General features: G+C 69.0%; 18 protein-coding genes and 1 pseudogene. 8 read left to right on the top strand and 11 right to left on the bottom strand.

Going from position 1 to position 16349, the window contains the following annotated elements; genetic code table 11:
- From BN13_RS05340 to BN13_RS05320, 5 genes are all read left to right on the top strand, one after another.
- On the top strand, positions 1-1211 hold a 1211-nt coding region (locus tag BN13_RS05340; RefSeq protein WP_048545044.1), incomplete at its 5' end, for a PASTA domain-containing protein.
- A 3-nt stretch (positions 1212-1214) separates the two neighbouring features.
- Entirely contained in the window at positions 1215-1874 is a 660-nt protein-coding gene (locus BN13_RS05335; RefSeq protein WP_048545042.1) for an aminodeoxychorismate/anthranilate synthase component II, read from the top strand.
- A 13-nt stretch (positions 1875-1887) separates the two neighbouring features.
- Complete coding sequence (locus BN13_RS05330) at positions 1888-2481, top strand: hypothetical protein (RefSeq protein ID WP_048545041.1); 594 nt, start codon at positions 1888-1890, stop codon at positions 2479-2481.
- A gap of 53 nt (positions 2482-2534) precedes the next feature.
- Complete coding sequence (locus BN13_RS05325; RefSeq protein WP_048545039.1) at positions 2535-3248, top strand: DUF881 domain-containing protein; 714 nt, start codon at positions 2535-2537, stop codon at positions 3246-3248.
- Between the two features lie 39 nt (positions 3249-3287).
- Positions 3288-3542, top strand: a complete 255-nt coding sequence (locus BN13_RS05320; protein ID WP_048545037.1) for a cell division protein CrgA — start codon at positions 3288-3290, stop codon at positions 3540-3542.
- Between the two features lie 83 nt (positions 3543-3625).
- On the opposite strand, the gene BN13_RS05315 is transcribed toward BN13_RS05320, so the two are convergent.
- On the bottom strand, positions 3626-4219 hold the full coding sequence (locus tag BN13_RS05315) for a rhomboid family intramembrane serine protease (protein ID WP_235434129.1): 594 nt from the start codon (positions 4217-4219) through the stop codon (positions 3626-3628).
- A gap of 298 nt (positions 4220-4517) precedes the next feature.
- Positions 4518-5033, bottom strand: a complete 516-nt coding sequence (locus BN13_RS05310; protein ID WP_048545031.1) for a peptidylprolyl isomerase — start codon at positions 5031-5033, stop codon at positions 4518-4520.
- Positions 5034-5130: 97 nt separating this feature from the next.
- Here BN13_RS05310 and BN13_RS05305 point away from each other — a divergent pair, with 97 nt between their 5' ends.
- Positions 5131-6054: a hypothetical protein gene (locus BN13_RS05305; protein ID WP_048545030.1), complete on the top strand. Its 924-nt coding sequence runs from the start codon at positions 5131-5133 to the stop codon at positions 6052-6054.
- 181 nt (positions 6055-6235) lie between these two features.
- Complete coding sequence (locus BN13_RS05300) at positions 6236-6757, top strand: PspC domain-containing protein (protein WP_048545028.1); 522 nt, start codon at positions 6236-6238, stop codon at positions 6755-6757.
- Positions 6758-6840: 83 nt separating this feature from the next.
- Here the strand turns inward: BN13_RS05300 and BN13_RS05295 are convergent, their stop codons facing one another.
- Entirely contained in the window at positions 6841-7281 is a 441-nt protein-coding gene (locus BN13_RS05295) for a hypothetical protein (RefSeq protein ID WP_048545026.1), read from the bottom strand.
- Positions 7282-7732: 451 nt separating this feature from the next.
- Here BN13_RS05295 and BN13_RS19925 point away from each other — a divergent pair, with 451 nt between their 5' ends.
- Positions 7733-8221 carry a hypothetical protein gene (locus BN13_RS19925; RefSeq protein ID WP_201329052.1) on the top strand — a complete coding sequence of 163 codons (489 nt, stop codon included), beginning with the start codon at positions 7733-7735 and terminating at the stop codon, positions 8219-8221.
- Between the two features lie 30 nt (positions 8222-8251).
- Here the strand turns inward: BN13_RS19925 and BN13_RS20890 are convergent, their stop codons facing one another.
- The 8 genes and pseudogenes from BN13_RS20890 to BN13_RS05265 all read right to left on the bottom strand — a co-directional run bounded on the left by BN13_RS20890 (position 8252) and on the right by BN13_RS05265 (position 16327).
- Positions 8252-8464 carry an AAA family ATPase gene (locus tag BN13_RS20890; RefSeq protein WP_235434128.1) on the bottom strand — a complete coding sequence of 71 codons (213 nt, stop codon included), beginning with the start codon at positions 8462-8464 and terminating at the stop codon, positions 8252-8254.
- Positions 8465-8473: 9 nt separating this feature from the next.
- Positions 8474-8836, bottom strand: a pseudogene (locus BN13_RS20885) (ATP-binding cassette domain-containing protein); the annotation flags it as partial.
- Complete coding sequence (locus tag BN13_RS20880) at positions 8818-9459, bottom strand: FHA domain-containing protein (protein ID WP_407667891.1); 642 nt, start codon at positions 9457-9459, stop codon at positions 8818-8820. The pseudogene BN13_RS20885 and the gene BN13_RS20880, both read right to left, overlap by 19 nt.
- A 93-nt stretch (positions 9460-9552) precedes the next feature.
- Positions 9553-10245, bottom strand: a complete 693-nt coding sequence (locus BN13_RS05285; protein WP_157038453.1) for a hypothetical protein — start codon at positions 10243-10245, stop codon at positions 9553-9555.
- 233 nt (positions 10246-10478) lie between these two features.
- Entirely contained in the window at positions 10479-11663 is a 1185-nt protein-coding gene (locus BN13_RS05280; protein WP_084733580.1) for an RDD family protein, read from the bottom strand.
- Positions 11663-14035, bottom strand: coding sequence for a transglutaminase family protein (locus BN13_RS05275; protein WP_048545020.1), 2373 nt, complete (start codon positions 14033-14035; stop codon positions 11663-11665). The genes BN13_RS05280 and BN13_RS05275 overlap by 1 nt, the downstream gene beginning before the upstream one ends.
- Positions 14032-15351: a DUF58 domain-containing protein gene (locus BN13_RS05270; protein ID WP_162199919.1), complete on the bottom strand. Its 1320-nt coding sequence runs from the start codon at positions 15349-15351 to the stop codon at positions 14032-14034. The genes BN13_RS05275 and BN13_RS05270 overlap by 4 nt, the downstream gene beginning before the upstream one ends.
- A 4-nt stretch (positions 15352-15355) precedes the next feature.
- Positions 15356-16327 (bottom strand): AAA family ATPase, encoded by a 972-nt coding sequence (locus tag BN13_RS05265; protein WP_048545016.1) that lies wholly within the window; start codon positions 16325-16327, stop codon positions 15356-15358.
- Between the last annotated feature and the right edge of the window lie 22 nt (positions 16328-16349).

The following is a 16349-nucleotide window of genomic DNA, read 5'->3' as shown; positions in this document are numbered from 1 at the left end:
CGGTGCCGGACGCGCTCGACGCCATCGTGGTTCACGCGTTGGCCAAGAATCGCGACGACCGCTACCAGGACGCGTCGGCGTTCCGGGCCGACCTGCAGGCCGCCCGCCTGGGTATGCCGATCAGCGCCGCCGCGCGCCGGTCCCTGGCCCGGGTGGACTCCCCCGGCGCAGCGACTCCCGCCGACGCCCGGGGGGCGACCGCGCAGCCGATCGCCGCGCCGGGGGTGGGCGAGCAGCATACGAGCACCTTGGATATCCCTCGCGATCTGGAGCGACCGCGATCACGACGCGGGTTTTTCGTCGCCCTCACCTTGTTGGTCGCCGCGCTGGCGGTGCTGGGGGTCGTGGGCAAGATGTATCTCGACTCGCGCCCCGCGCGGGTCTCCCTGCCCGCCGTCCTCGATGAGCCCTACGAGACGGCCAAGGCCCGGCTCGAACTCCTGGGATTCGACGTGGCCAAGACCACCGAGGCGAGTCGCACGGTGGCCGAGGATCTCGTCGTACGCCAGGACCCGGCCGGCAACACCGAGCAACGCGAAGGCTCGCTGGTGACCTTGACGATCTCGACGGGGCCGGCCGCGACGCGTGTGCCCAATCTGACCGGCAAGAGCCTGTCCACGGCCCAGAAAATCCTGTCCGACGCGGGCCTGAACCTCGGCCGGGTGGAGCGGATCGACTCCCGGCTACAGAAGTCCGGACGCGTCGTGTCGAGTGAACCGGCCGCGTTCGCCGACGCGCACGAAGGGGACACCGTCGATCTGACCATCGCCAGCGGGCGCATCGACCTCCCCGATCTTGTCGGCAAGACCGAGGACCAGGCGCGCGACCTGCTCAACTCCCTCGGCCTGATCGTCAGCCGCACCAGCGAGATCAGCGACGAATCCGAGGGGACGGTCATCCGGCAGGAGCCCCTGCCCGGGAAAATCGAAGTCGGCGCCACCGTCTCGATCGTCGTCGCCCGCTCCCGGCCGGTCACCGAGACCACGACGATCACGACCACGCCCTCGACCAGTGAGAGCAGCAGCAGCGACAGTTCGTCGTCCTCCGACGGCGGCGGGCTCACGTCGCCGCCCGCCACCCCCCGCACCCAACCGAGCGATGCCACCCATCCGGCAGTCATCGCCTCCGGGGCGGGCCTGGTTTCCGGTGGCCTCGCGTGGGTGCTGCTGGTCGGCATCCCGCGTCGGCGACGCCCGGCCCGACGGCACTGACGTATGCCGCGGCGAATCCTGGTCGTGGACAACTACGACAGCTTCGTGTTCACGATCGTGGGTTATCTGGAGCAATTGGGCGCCGAGGTGACCGTAGCGAGGACGGACGAGATCCAGCCGGCGGCGGGCGCGGCATACGACGGGGTGTTGATCTCCCCGGGCCCGGGGACCCCGGAGGACGCCGGGTGCTCCATCCCGATGATTCAGGCGTGCGCGGCGCGGCGCCAGCCGATGCTGGGGGTGTGCCTCGGTCACCAGGCGTTGGCGGTGGCGTATGGCGCGACCGTCGCCCGCGCGCCGGAACTCCGGCACGGCCAAACGTCGCAGGTGCACCACGATGGCAGCGGGGTGCTGGCCGGGTTGCCTTCGCCGTTCACGGCGACGCGATATCACTCCCTGGCCATCGAGCCGGCGACCATGCCGGCGGAACTGGTGGCGACGGCGCATACGGCATCCGGGGTGGTGATGGCGATCCGGCACCGGGAGTTGCCCCTGGAGGGGGTTCAGTTCCACCCGGAGAGCGTGCTGACGACCGGCGGGCACCGACTGCTCGCGAATTGGCTGGACGTCTGCGGTGATACCGCGGCCGTCGCGCGGTCGGTGGGAATGCACCCGCTGGTGGTCGCGGACGACGATGTCGCTCGCCGCGTGGCGGCGACCTGACAGACTTCCCCCTGTGTTACTGCTGCTGACGGGATCCACGTGCTCGGGCAAGTCGGCCATCGGTCGACTGCTCACGGACGTGCCCAATCTCGAGGTTCATGACGTTGATGCCGTCGTCGCCGAGGATGCCGACGCCGTCTGTCGCCAACAGGGGTTGGAGTCCTGGGTGCAACAGGCCGTCGCGGCCGAGGACCGCGGCGTCGACGTGCTGCTGACCACGCAATCACCGCTCGGCGAGGCGCTGGCCGTCCCGACCGCGGCGCTGATGGGCCGCATCTCCGTCTGCCTGATCGATGTGTCCGACGAGGAGCGCCTGCGCCGGTTGGCGGAGCGCGATCCGGGGGTGTGGTCGGCGAAGGACAAGGACGCCTTCCTCGCCCGAGCAGACTGGCACCGCCACCACGCCGCCGACCCGACCTACCGACGGGATGTGCTCACCTCGAACGCCTGGGCGCCGATGATGTGGGACCGGTGGGCTGGCTGGGGGCCCGATGACCCGCGGTGGCGGGTCGAGATCATCGACACCACCGGCCTGACGGTGGCGGAGTCCGCGGACCGGGTGCGGGCCTGGATCGAGACCGTCCGGAACCCGCCCCGGGACGGGTGATGCGCGGCATACGCCGGGGTAGTCGTCCGGCTCTGCTGGCGGACCGGCCGACGATGTGGAGCGTCCTGGTTCCGGTCATCGGCCTGCTGGCCGGGCTGCTGTTCACCGCGAGCAGCCAGGCCGCCCGCGGCACCGATCTGCGCTCCGAGGCGACGGGCGTGCCGGACCTGATCCGCGCCCGGAGCCTGGCGAATGTGCGGCTGGCCGCGGAGGTCGACGCGACCCGGCGCCAGATCGATGACCTGAGCGCGCGCGAGGCGCCGGTGAATGCGACGCTCGCCGACCTCACCGCACGCGGAGAACGCCTCGCCCGTGCGGCCGGGGCGACGGCCATGCGCGGGCCGGCGGTGTCGGTGGCGCTGGACGATTCGCCGATGCCAGTGGATCAACTCCCGGACTGGGCCAATGTCAACGACATCGTCGTCCATCAGCAGGATGTGCAGGCGGTCGTCAATGCGTTGTGGCGCGGCGGGGCCGAGGCGATGATGGTGATGGACCAGCGGATCATCTCCACGAGTGCCGTCCGCTGCGTCGGCAACACCCTGATCCTCCAAGGCCGGGTCTATTCGCCGCCGTTCGTCATCACCGCCCTGGGCGACCCCGATGCGTTGATCGGCGCGCTCGATGCGGATGAGGCGGTGACGAAATACCGCACCTACGTCCCGGCGCTGGGTCTGGGGTATGACGTGACCCGCCTCGGCGAGACCGACTTCCCGGCGTATGTCGGCGCGCTGACCCTCGGGTCGGCCCGGGTTCCACGGTCGTGACCTAGGCTAGGTCCGTTCGCCCCGCCCAAGGAGTCACCCGTGCCCGAGTCCCGCAACCGCGACAAGGCCAACTACACCGCGCCGGCCGAGAAGCGCGCCCAAAAGGTCAGCAGCGGCAATGCCGCGTGGTTTGCCCCGGTGATGGTCGGGCTCATGCTGCTCGGCCTGGCGTGGGTGGTCACGTTCTACATCACGCACCAGACGTATCCCGTGCCCGCCATCGGCCGTTGGAACCTCGCGGTTGGCTTCGCGCTGATGATGTCCGGCTTCATGATGACGACTCGCTGGAAATAAGCCCCTTCGACTCCGGCTCTGCCTGCGAAATTACAGAGGTGTCATTCATCCCCAGGTGTGGATAAGCCTGGGGATGACTGCTGTCAGGTGACGATGTAGCGGGACGCGGCGAGGATGGCCAAGCCGACCCCCGCGGCCGCGGTTCCCGCCCAGGCGAGAGCCGCCTGGCGACGCGCGCGGGAATAGAGGAAGGCGAGCGCCATACCTGTGAGAAAACCACCCACGTGGGCTTGCCAGGCAATCTGCGGATAGAACAGCGGCAAGGCCGCATTGATCGCCAGATTGACCCAAATCCCTTGTGTCCCATAGCCAAGCGCGCGGTTCAGGATGATCAGGGCCCCGAAGAGCCCGAAGACGGCTCCGGACGCGCCCACGAGTCCCGCCATGCTGTTGGCCGGGGTCATCCAGAGGTAGGCGACGGTCCCGCCGAGGGCGCTGAGGAGGTAGAGCGCGAGGAACCGGGCGCGGCCGAGAAGAGTCTCGATGTAGGGCCCCAGCATCCACAGGGCGAGCATGTTGAAAAGGATGTGGACAACCGGGCCGTGGAGGAAGGCCGAGGTCAGGAACCGCCACGGTTGGGAGTCCCCGAGGAAGTTGGCGAAGGCCAACTCCTGGAAGACGCGCGGGGAGACCTGCTGCGCGATCCAGAGGACGACGCAAATGCCGATCAGGGTCATCGTCACGACGGGCGTTGGACCCCCGGGCCGGCCGCCGAGGACGGTGCGCGTGCGGGGTGCGGTCTGCGCCGCGGAGGCGACGCAATCGACGCACTGGATGCCGACGGCGGCCGGGCGCTGGCACTCCGGGCAGGTCGGCCGCGCACAACGCTGACACCGGACGTACGCCACCCGGTCGGGATGCCGGGGACAGACGGAGGGGCCGGCCGGACGATCCGACGGGCCCGCTGGGTATGGTGCGGGCTCGCTCACGGCCGGCCGCCTCCTAAATGGGTGATGCCTTCGCTAAGCGCGGGGCTCAGCCGAGGGTGACGGAGTTGATAACGACCGGCTCGACCGGCTTGTCCCCACGACCGGTTGGCACCGCCGCGATGGCGTCGACGACCTGGCGGCTCGCCTCGTCGGCGACCTCACCGAAGATCGTGTGCTTGCCCTGGAGCCACGTGGTCGGCTCGACCGTGATGAAGAACTGGGAGCCGTTGGTGCCCTTGCCGAAGCGCTTGCCCGCGTTGGCCATCGCCAGCAGATAGGGCTTGTTGAACGTCAGCTCGGGGTGGATCTCGTCATCGAAGGTGTAGCCCGGACCGCCGACGCCCTGACCCAGCGGGCAACCGCCCTGGATCATGAAGCCCGGGATGATCCGGTGGAACGTCAGGCCATCGAAGTAGGGCTGCGGGCTCGTGCGGCCCGCGTCGTCCTGGTAGTCCTTCGAGCCGTCCGCCAGACCGGTGAAGTTGGCCACGGTCTTCGGGGCTTGAGCGTCGAAGAGGTCGACCACGATGTCGCCGTGGTTGGTGTGCAAAGTCGCCTTCATGCGGGCAATTCTCACATGTCTCTGTGCACGCGAAGCCTCCCTGGCGACCGAAATCAAGGCAGGATGGGACCAGTTGACCCGTCCAAGGAGGATTCTCATGCCCTTCAAGCAGTCCAAGACTGATCAAGCCAAGGCCGTTGCCGGCGACTACGCCGACGCCGCCGCCGAGCGGGCGGCCGCCGCACGCGACAGCCTCGCCGACCACGCCAGCGCCGCAGGCGAGCGCGCCGGACACGTCCGCGACAACCTCGCCGAGCAGGCGCTCGCCGGGTTGGCCCTGCTCGCCGAGCGCTCGGCCGACGCCCGGAGTGTGGCCCGCGACAAGGCCGCCGTCGCGCGGGACGCGGCGCAGCACGGTGTCGAGGCGGCCGCCCCGCACGTGGAGAGCGCCCGGTCGACCCTGGTCGATGAGGTGCTGCCCAAGGTGGCCGGCGCCATCGCCACCGTCGCAGCCGGCGCGATCGCGGCGAAGGACCAAGCCAGCGAAGCGGCGCACCGGGCCCCCGACGCCTATGCCGTCCTCAAGGGAGACGCCAAGGTGAAGTCGGGGCGCTCGACCAAGCTCCTGGTGGCCCTCGGGCTCGCGGGGGCGGCCGCGGCATACCTCGTCGTGCGAAGCAAGCAGCAGCAGAACGACCCGTGGGCCGTTCCCGCCGACGACCCGTATGCCGCGGCGAGCCGCTCCACCTTTGGCGACGCCCCGGCTGGGGCCACGCTCAAGGAGAAGGCCGCTGCCGCGGCCGACGCGGCGAAGGAGAAGGCGTCCGAGGCCGCCGATGCGGTGAAAGACAAGGCCGCCGACCTCAAGGACGCCGCCGCCGACAAGGCCGCTGACCTCAGGGACGCTGCCAGCGACAAGGCTGCCGAGGCTGGCGGTGAGATCTCCGACGCCGCCGACGCCGCCTCGGACGCGTTGTCCGATGCGGGCGACAACGTCGCCGACGCGACCCAGAACGCCGCCGACACCGCGGCGGACGCGGTCAAGGACGCCGGAGAGCAGGCGGAGGACCGCCTGAACTGAGCCTCGGACGCAATAACGTGGGCCGGACGCAATAGCTTTTGCGTCCGGCCCACGTTATTGCGTCCGCGGGGTGAGCCAGCGTGGTGGGGGTCAGCGCCCGGATGGGGTCAGGGTGCCTCGGGGGTCGGGCCAGGGTGTCACCCCGATGCGCACGACCCCCACGCCGGGACATCGTTGAGACATGACGACGAACACCAGCACCCAGACCCAGTCCACCTACGCGGCATACGCCCTCCCGGGGGGAAGCACCACCGAGACCGGTCTCGACCGCCTTCTCGCCGCCCTTCACCGCGGCCCCTTCGTCCGGAGCACGACCAACGCCAAGGTCGCCGGCGTCTGCGCCTCGATCGCCGACCGCACCGGCCTCGCGCCTAAGGTCGTGCGCATCGGCACCATCGTGCTCGCCGTGTTCGGCGTCGCGGTCCCGCTCTACCTCGGGGCCTGGCTCCTCACCCCCGACACGGCCGGCCGCCTCCCGGCCGAGCGCGCACTGCGCGGCGGTGAGTCCAAGGCGATCGCGCTAGCGGTCCTGTTCGCCCTCGTCGTCGTCGCGACCCTCAACATCCCGTTGGGCTGGCTTGTCATCGGTGCGGTCGGCGCGACCGCCTACTACGGCTTCGGCGTCGGCCGAAGCGGTGCACGGAGTGGCGCCGCAGGGGGCCGCCACACCGAACCCACCCCCCAGGACGCCCCGCACTGGTAACCCGCGGCATGTCCCGACCGGCCCCTCGCCTGATCAGGCGGGGGGCCGGTTCGCGTCCGCCCGCTGGCAGCGTGGACGCGTGCCTAGCAGTTGTCCCGTACGTAGGCGTCGAATCGCTGCCACGACCCGATCGTCATCAACCCCGACGCCAACGAACTGCCCAAACCCTGGAGCGGATTGCCGATGTTGTCCCCGGCGCTCTCCAACTGCTTCTGCAACTGGTCGTGAATATTGCGAAGGTCGGGCTCGATGTCGTCCGGCGCAGCCTTGGCGAGCTTGTCCATCAGGACCACGATGTCGCCCAAGGCCGTGCCCAGGGCAAGCAACGACTTCAGTGCTGCGGTGCCCTGGTCATTCTCACCCTCCACGTCCTTCAGCGCCGCCGCGTTCTTCTCAAGGTAGGCCGCCTTCTCGGCGTGATAAACCTTGCAGAACGACTCCGGGGTCTTCGGCGAGGAGCATCCGCCGAGGACCAGGGCGCTGACCAATCCCAAGGACCCTACGCACGCGGCAATCGCACGCATCAGCCCTCCTTTTCGCTTGTATTCGGCGCTGTCGTGAACGGCGCTGTCATGAAGCTAGAGGGCTTGGATCACCGGGAACATGTCGTCCCTTTTGACGACAGCGGCGCGGGTGTCATCGCACTGAGGGACATTTCGCCAACACCTTGGGATCCGAGAATGGAGGCCTCGGCCGCCGGTCGGTGGCGCGCGGCATACCGGAAGAGGGTCAGCAGTGGGCTTTTGCACGCGATGCGGCTTTGGGTTCACCTCACGCGTCGCCTTCTGTCCGCGTTGCGGTGCCATGGCTGAACCGGTCGAGCCGCCCAACGAAGCAGTATCATCGGCGCCTCCGGCTCCGCAACCGGTCACTTACCAGGAACACCCGGCGCAGAACTTAGCGGCAACGATGGCTCGCGGGGTGGGCACCCCGATACCCGCTCCCCCCACCATGGTCGAGCGTGGCTCGTCCACAATGACGACACTAGGCATCCTCCGGCCACTCACCGGGGTGGCGCTCCTGGCGTTCAGCATGGCCTTCGACTGGTCCCATGACCACGGCTCGTCGACCTATGTTCCGGCGGTTCTCGCGGTGCTCGTGGCCATCATGGGCGGCTTCGCCGCCCTCGCCACGCCGGTGCAGGCATCGATACCTCAGTTGCGAATGGTCTGCCTGGCCGCGCTCGTCCCGGCGGGGCTGATCATCGGCTACACACTCCTGCGCAGCACCATTCCGCTCACGTCGGGTCTCGATGGCCGCGACTCCCCCGGGCTCGGCATGGTGCTTGCCGCCGTCGGGGTCATCGTGATCGCGCAGGCTCTCCTGCCCGAGGCGGATGCCTGGGCGACGCCGATGCGGACAGCGTGTGTCGGTCTGCTCGGCGCCTCGTGCGCCTGGGGCCTCCTGAAGTGGCGTTGCCGAGCTTCCGGGTCGCGAACCACCAGCGAGAAGACGTCGGCGTAGTCCGTCACCCCGAAGTAGGCCAGAACGTCCTCAGGTGGACCGAAGAACGAGACCCCCTGGGGCGAGGACGAGGACGTTGTCGCACACCCCGAGGTTGGCGACGCTATGCGTGATCACCACAACCGTGCGCTCACCCGTCGCGAGCTCGCGCAGGGTCGTCATCACCGACTTATCGAGCCCGGGGTCAAGGCCTGAGGTGGGCTCGTCCAGAAACAGCAGTGAGGGTTGTGTTAACAACTCCATGGCGACGGAAGTGCGCTTCCGTTGACCACCGGACAGCCGGTCGACGACCGTGTCCGCGTGCTCGATCAAGCCCAACTCTGCGATGGTCGCCTCGACCCGCGCCAACCGATCACCCGGCGCGACGTCCGCCGGAAAACGCAGCTCCGCGGCATACCGCAACGCCTGGCGTGCAGTGAGTTGGCGATGGATGAGGTCCTCTTGCGGGACCACACCGATGTGGTGCCGCAACACCCCGAGATGTCGATGAACATCCAGCCCCTAATAGGTCACGGCCCCCGCCGTGGTGCCTCGAGCGCCGGTGAGGACGCTGAACAGCGTTGACTTGCCGGCTCCGGAGGGGCCGACAACGGCCGTTAGCGACCCCGCCGCCAAGTCGACGTCGACGCGGTCCAAGAGCGCTTTGCCGGACGGGAGCCGGAAGTCGACGCCACGGACGCTGAGCGCGATCCGCGAGCGGTTGTCGATCCGGGTGAGGAGTTGCCCGTCCCAGCGCAACGTCCAACTGCCGACCCCCAGAAACTGCCCGGGGCGCACGATCGCGCGACCCACGGGGACCCCGTCGCAAGAGTGCCATTGGCGCTGGCGAGATCTTCCACCGCCAGCGCACCGCCTGCCAGCGGGCTGATGCGCGTGTGACGTCGGGAGACCAGCAGCTCATCGAGAACGATGTCGCAGCGCGGATCCCGACCGATGACCCACGCCACCGAGTGCCGGGCAGCGTGCTGGTCGGGCAGCTGCGGTGAGGTCGCCGCCCACGTATGCACCTGCGGTTGGCCGGGCACCACGGACACCGTTGGGGCATGCGGGGCCTCCCCGAGGCGAATGTGGGTGGTTCCGCTGACGAGGGCGCGGCTGATCCGCTGACCACCGATCCAGGTCCCGTTGAGGCTGCCCAGATCCTCACCCATCCAGCCGCCGTCGAAGAACAGACGCACATGGCGTCGGGAAATTCCGGGATCGGCGATCGTCAATCCGGCCGCCGGATCTCGACCCACGACAAGTTGATCGGGGGTCTCCAGAATTCTCTCCCCATCGCGGGTACGCACGATGAGGCTGCTGACCTGTGCGGGTACGGTCACGCCCGGTGCCTAGGAGGGTGGGGACAGTCTGCGGGGAACACAGTGATCCTCCAAGAGATCGCCCGAGAATCCGGGATAAAGGTCCTGGCAGCGGCGCGTCGCCTCGGCGGCCGACGAGATGCCCCCTGGATCGGCGAGCAGAACCCAGATCCGCCCCTCGTCCGCGCTATGCCGACCAAAGTCGCTGCCGAGCAGGGTCAGCGAGCCGATCCCGAAGCCATCGAGGAGTTCCTTGGTGCGCTCATGCTCGGCCAGGATGTCGGGGTAGTGAAAGACGTGACCGCCGTCCTCGGCATACTGCATCTCATCGACGGACCCGTCCATCTTGCTCGACAACTGCAGCACCCACCGGTCGTCGAGGTGGAGCCACGCCAAAGTGTTCTCCCGGTTCGACTGCAAGGTCGCCAACGCCTCCGCGTCCGGGTCCAGCGGCTCTTCGTATGGCGGTGACTCGCTCGTCTCGCTCGACGTGGTGGCCGACGCCTCTGACGTCGCGGGCTCCGTCACGGTGACGGTCTGGGTGGAGGTGGCGGGTGCGGCGGATGTCGGGCTGCTCGACTCGGTAGACACGGGGGCGGACGTGGACGGCACCAGCGCCGCCGAGTCGGAGGCGCGCCCGCCCGGGTGCTGGCGGGTCAGGACGATCCCTCCGAGCGCCGCCGCAAGGACGAAGAGCAGGCCGGCGGCGCCGCCGATGACCATCGTCGCGACGCTTCGCGACGACCCCGCCGGCGGGGGCGCAACCGGGGGCGCCGCGGCCCAGTCACCTTCCCACGAGTCTGCCGGTGTGGTCGGTTTGGCCAGGTGCACCACTGGTGGCGGTGGGGCGATCGATTCTTCCGGTATGGCGCGTCCGCACCTTCCACAGAAAGACCCAGTGGCGGGGGTATTACACGCCGGACAGAAACTCGCGAATCTGGTCATGGTGCGCTCACTCAGCCGCCGACGACCAAAGAACGATCGCCATACGTCACCCGGGCGCCGGGCATCACGGTCACCCGTTCACCGGCGCCGAGCTGCCGGCTCCCGTTCCCGGGCTCGGTCACTGTGACGCCATTCGTCGAATGAAGGTCCTGCACCCACACGCCGGAACCGGCCGGGCCGAGCGCCACATGAGTCTTGGAGATGGACCGAGCCTCGTCGGGCACCGGGATCAGACGAGCCTGCTCGAACCCCATCACGGCCGAAGGGTTGCGGCCCAGCAACACGGGGCCATCGATGTGGATGCGCTGGCCGTTATCCAGCAGCACGGTCACCGACATGCCCGAACGCCGCATCGTGGTGGCCGTGCCGGAGCCGTCCTCGACGGGCGGAGGCATGGTCGCCTGGCCATCCACCGATCGCATGTCCTTGATCACCGGGGCTGGGCGGGCAGACCACGCATTCTCAGCCGGAGAGTTCTGAGGCCACACCGGCGCCGCAACCGGTGGCCGCTGGACGCCACCCGGAACGGCCTGGATGATTCCCGGAAGTGCGGGGTCCATGGCGGGTTGCGCCGGCACCGGGGCGGGGCCCGGCGCGGCCCCACGCGCCACCGCAGGCGCCGCCGCCTTCCGTCGCGGATCGCGGCCACGTTTGATGTCGACGACAACGACGCCCACGGCCCGATCGACCCAATGCTGGTTGGACGGCGGTCTCAGAATCAACAGGGCGATATTGCCAAGACCCAACGTGATCGTCGAGACCAGGCCCTTGATCACTTGCTTGCCGACGACGGCGCCGTGCGCCAACTCCCCGGTGACTGAGCTGACGTGCCGCAGGCCGATCATCAGCCCGCCGATGGAAGCACCGTGCTTGAGCATGACGAACAGCGAGGCGATGCCATAGGCCAGGACGACGAACGCCATCAATGCCAGTCCCTCAGCCGGAATGGCACCACCCTGCGCCATCAGCACGGCCAGCCCGAAGGCGGCGGCGATGACGCACGTCGACACGACGCTCTCGACTATCACGGCGCCCGCCCGCTGGCCGAAGCTGGCCGGGACGTAGCCGATGAGCGCGGGATACTCCACCTCTATCCGCAGTCCCGTGGCGGGGCGTGGGACGTTCGGCAACGGGGGTCCGCTCGGGGGCCCGCTGGGAGGTTGCGGCAATGAGGGCGGCTGCGGAGCGAGGGTCATCAGGACTCCTTCTCGGGATTCGTAGGAAGGCGGCGCCGACCTACGCGAGGTCGTCGAGTGGTCGCGGTCGGAGCGCCTTGAGCACGGCGTAGCGAGCGCAGCGAGATGCGCGCCAACCACGCTCGGCGACGGCCGGCGGCGGAGTTCATACGGCCGAGTACCCGATCGACCTCCTGCCAGAGGGTGTGGATCTCCGCGGCCGTCGGCTCGACCGGACCGAAGGTCGCCCGGTCGGCCTCCCGGGCAACCGCGATCGCGGCGGCACTCGGATAGGCATGGGAGAGGTATGCCGCGCCCTCCGCCCGCGTGAGTTCTCGCGGGATGCGGTGGCCAAGGTCGGTAGCCCGGTCCACGACCTCATTCCAAGCTCCACTCGCGCCCGCCGATGGGCTGCCTGCCCGACGCCGTCGCCGGCGTCGGCGCTTCAGCCCGGCGATAAGCAAGAAGGGGCTGGCCAGGGCGAGCAGGGCCCCACCGATGAGTACCACCTGCCGCAAGATCTTCCCCACCGCCGGGGGGTCGACGACCGGGGGTGACGGCGGGGGACGAGAGGTGCTGATATCGGTTCGTTTGTCCGCGATGGTGCGCGGTGGGTCCGGTGGCGTGACCGCCAACGGCGTCGGCTGGTCCTGGGGCTTCGGGGCCGTCGTCTTGGGGATGCGGTCGCGATCGGGGGTGGGGTCGAAGGCCACCCACGAGTCCGGTTGGAAGGCCACTTCCACCCACACATGGGCGTCCTTGCCGGTCATGACGAGGGGGCCACTGGCCGGGGTGGCGGCCGGGTAGAAGCCGACGACCACCCGCGCCGGGAGTTGAAGAGAGCGGGCCATCAGGGCCATCGCCACGGCATACTGCTCGTCGTCGCCGATGAGTTGCGGCGCGCTGAGGAAGGCATTGATCCGTTCGGCCGTGTGGCCAGCACGAGACTTGCCGTCGGACCCGTCGGAATAGAAGCCGAACTCGCGGAACTGCTCCTCGATCGCATGCAATTGGTCGTAGGGCTGGGTTTTGCCCTCGACATACGACGTGGCCGTCCGGTTGACCACTTCCGGAACGCGCTCGGTTGGCGGCATCACCACCTCGCGGACGGACCGGGTCGCCAGAGCATCACGATCGAGCGTGGGAGGCAGGGCTACGGACGCGACATACCGCGTGCCCTTGCCGATGCCCGCGGCGGTCAGCGCCGTGCCGGTGGTCGGATTGACATAAAGCGACCGGGCTTGCTCCCTGGCAGCCGGTCCAGCGAAGGAGAGCTCCCGCACGTCCCCACCACCGGGAAGCCAGGGACCGGTGAGACCGTCGACAGTGATATCGAGTCGGCTGATCGGTCCCGTCGGCGGTGCGAGATCCAACCGGCCCCCGATGCGCAGGAAGCTCGCCGAGGATTGGGCGACGTTGTAGACGATGCCGTCATACGAGTCGAGGGTGGCCAGGCGCAATCGCGCCCCGGACGGCAACCCCGCCACGGTCATGAGGGGAACATCCTTGAGGTCGGTTACTAAGTGCCGGTATTGCGCCAACGGACTAGCGAAGGCGCGCGGGTCTAAGGGCGGGACGACGTCATCGCGCAGAACATGGCGGTTGCTGTGCGCCAACAGTGTCGGAGCGATCACGAGTGCCAGGCCAACGGCCCCAGCCATCATCGCGACGGCCAGTCCACCACGACGCCATCCACCACGACGCCATCCACTGGCTGACTCCTCCCGCGCTCCCTCCGCGCGGGAGGAGTCAGCCGTCGCCGGATGCGCCAGCAGCGCCCACACCAACGCCAGGACAGCGAGCGCTCCGCCCTGCCAGCGCGCCAAGGGCACGGACTTGACGCCGAACAGGATGGCGAGCACCAGCAACGCGCTCGCGGCCAGCGCGGCGCGGCCGCGACGTCCCCGGATCGCGCTGCCGATGGCCAGCGCGCCGCAGACAAGTCCGGTGATGAGGGGGACGACCGCCGGACCGGGGAAACCGTCTGCGGGAATACCGACAGTCAACAGATCGCGCCACGCCCGCGCGAGCAGCAAACCCAGCTGCGACAGCGTCGTCGGCGTCGGCACGACGCCAGCGATCGTCGTCTCCGGAATGGTCAGGGGTCCGCCGAGGGCGAGATAGGCGATGAGCACGGCGCCAGCGGTGGACAAGACCCCCCAACCTCGCCAGCGGGCGACCGCGGCCACTGCACCCCCAACGGCAACGCCGACACCGGCGGTGAGGTAGCCGCGCATCCCGCCGAAGGCCGGCCCGAAGGACAGCGCACCAACCCCCAGCAGAGCCAGGATCATGGCGACGTCGAGGGCTGGGCCCGTGAGCGTCATCGTGCGGCCGCGGACAGTGGTTGTCTGGCTCGTCGACTCGGGACTGATCAGAATGCGTCCGGTCATCGCATCACCCTGACTGCGCGCGGGAGATCCCCCAGCGCCGGCACGTCGACCACGACCATTCCCCCGAGCCGGCGCCGCGCGGCCGTGCCGTTCGCTCCGGTCATACGCAATCCAGCCACGAAGGCGTCGAGCGGTGCCTGACGATGGGCCCCATGCCAGTCCTCGGCCGACGCGGCCGAGCCACTGACGAGGATGATCATGGAGATCCCTGGCGCGGCGACGAGTGCCTCCGCGATGGTCTCGCGCAGCGGTGGCGCCTCATCCTGCACCTCGGCGGAGCACAACTGGTCGAGCAGGATCGCGGCAGAAGCAACGCTGAGCCGCTCGGCGCTCGTAACCACGTCGACTTGGCGTTCTTCGCGCCGGGCCTGCTTGACCAGCGATCCCACCGTCGACACCGCCGCATCGAGCTCGGCCGCAGCCGCATAGTCCGTTCGGCGAAGCGACAGTGCGATCAGCAGATGCGAGCGACGCGTTTCCTCGAACTGACGCACCATCAGGCGCCCCGTGCGCGCGGTCGTCCGCCAGTGCACGGTGCGCAGATCGTCGCCGGGCACATATTCGCGCAATGCGTGGAAGGCGACATCCGAGGAGGTGAGGTTGTGGCTGGTCACGCCTTCGATGTCGCGCAGGAAGCCCGTTGCCTGTGCGCCCACCGGAACCGTGCGCGGGTGCACAAAAAGGGTCGCCCGCTCCGTCCAATTCCGTTCTCGCCGATAGAGACCGAAGGGATCCACCTTCACCGACCGCAGCGGTCCGATGGTGATGACACCGCGCCGGCGGGTTGGCACCGCGAACAGAATCTCGTGATCTGTCTCCCCGGCCAGCGACGGCAATTCAAAGCGTCGGGAGCGCCGCCCGACGGGCAACTCGATCAGCGAGGGCAAGAGCGTGCGCCCGCCACGGTTGCGCACGACGACGCGACCGAACGCCTGTTCTCCCTCGACTACCCGCGTCGCATCGAGCTCGATGGTGGCGGCATACGCCATCCGGCCGAACGTCCACGACACCGCGAGGCCGGCGGTGGCCAGCAGTGCGATGCCAAGGATGAGGACCTCGACCCAGCCCTGCCAAAGACCGATACCGGTCGCGGCGACACCCGCGCCAATAGCCAGCCAGCCGCGGCGCGTCACGATGTCGGTGGCGGCTCTGAACGCAGAGACGAGGGGCTCTAGGCGCGTCCGCACCCACGGGTCGAGTCCGCGAGCCCTGGCAACGACCCGTGGTATGCCGCGCGGCATCCCCCGAAGGCCGCGCGGCATCCTCGGGCGTGGCACTCGCCAGCGCCGCGGGACGGCTTCGGTGGGCGCGGTCATCGGCTCACGCTCGACCGCGCACCATGGGCGCCGCGACGTCGGCCAGCGCGCGCGCCAGGACGGAGGCCGAGTTGGCGCCGTGGAACTCGGCATCCGGAGACATCACGATCCGGTGCGTCCAGACAGGATCGGCGAGATCCTTGACATCGTCGGGAAGCACGTAATTGCGACCTTGCGCCGCGGCCCAGACACGTGCCGCCCGGACCATCGCGATGGCGCCGCGGGTGGAGACGCCAAGGAGTGCGTCCGGATGCTCGCGGGTGGACTCGACCAGGCGCTGGATGTAGTCGAGAACGGCGTCGTCGACGTGGTTATCGTTAACGAGATCGGCCATGTCGGCCACCGCCTTGGTGGCGATGATCGGCGCGAGCGCCTTGGTCCGATCGGGCCGGGAGGACCCCGCCAACACCTGAACTGCCGCCGCATGCTCGGGGTACCCAAGAGAGGTCTTCATCAGGAAGCGGTCGAGCTGAGCTTCCGGAAGGCGGTAGGTCCCCGCCTGCTCGATCGGGTTCTGGGTGGCGATGACCATGAACGGGCGACTCGCGTCATACCGCGTGCCGTCGACCGTGACCTGCGACTCCCCCATGATCTCCAGCAGTGCGGACTGGGTTTTGGGTGAGGCGCGGTTGATCTCGTCCGCGAGCACGATTGAGGCGAAGATCGGTCCCCGATGGAACTCCCACAACCCCCGTTGCTGATCGAACATCGTGACGCCGGTGATGTCCGAGGGCAGCAGGTCGGGAGTGAACTGTATGCGCGAGTGGGAGCCTTGAACCGTCGCCGCCAGCGCCCGCGCGAGCGCCGTCTTGCCGGTGCCCGGGGCGTCTTCGAGCAGGAGGTGGCCCTCCGCGAGAAGGCAGGTCAGGGCAAGGCGCACCGTGGGCGCTTTGCCGAGCACGGCTTGGCCGATGTTGTCGGTCAGGCGCGCGAAGGTCTCGGCGAACCAGGTGGCGTTCTCAGGGGCGAGGGGCACGGGTTCTTCCTTCGGGTCGGGT

It is taken from the genome of Nostocoides jenkinsii Ben 74, assembly GCF_001046875.1.
Classification (GTDB): domain Bacteria; phylum Actinomycetota; class Actinomycetes; order Actinomycetales; family Dermatophilaceae; genus Nostocoides_A; species Nostocoides_A jenkinsii.
The sequence above is the reverse complement of the archived record's forward strand: the minus strand, read 5'-3'. Positions and strand labels throughout refer to the sequence as shown.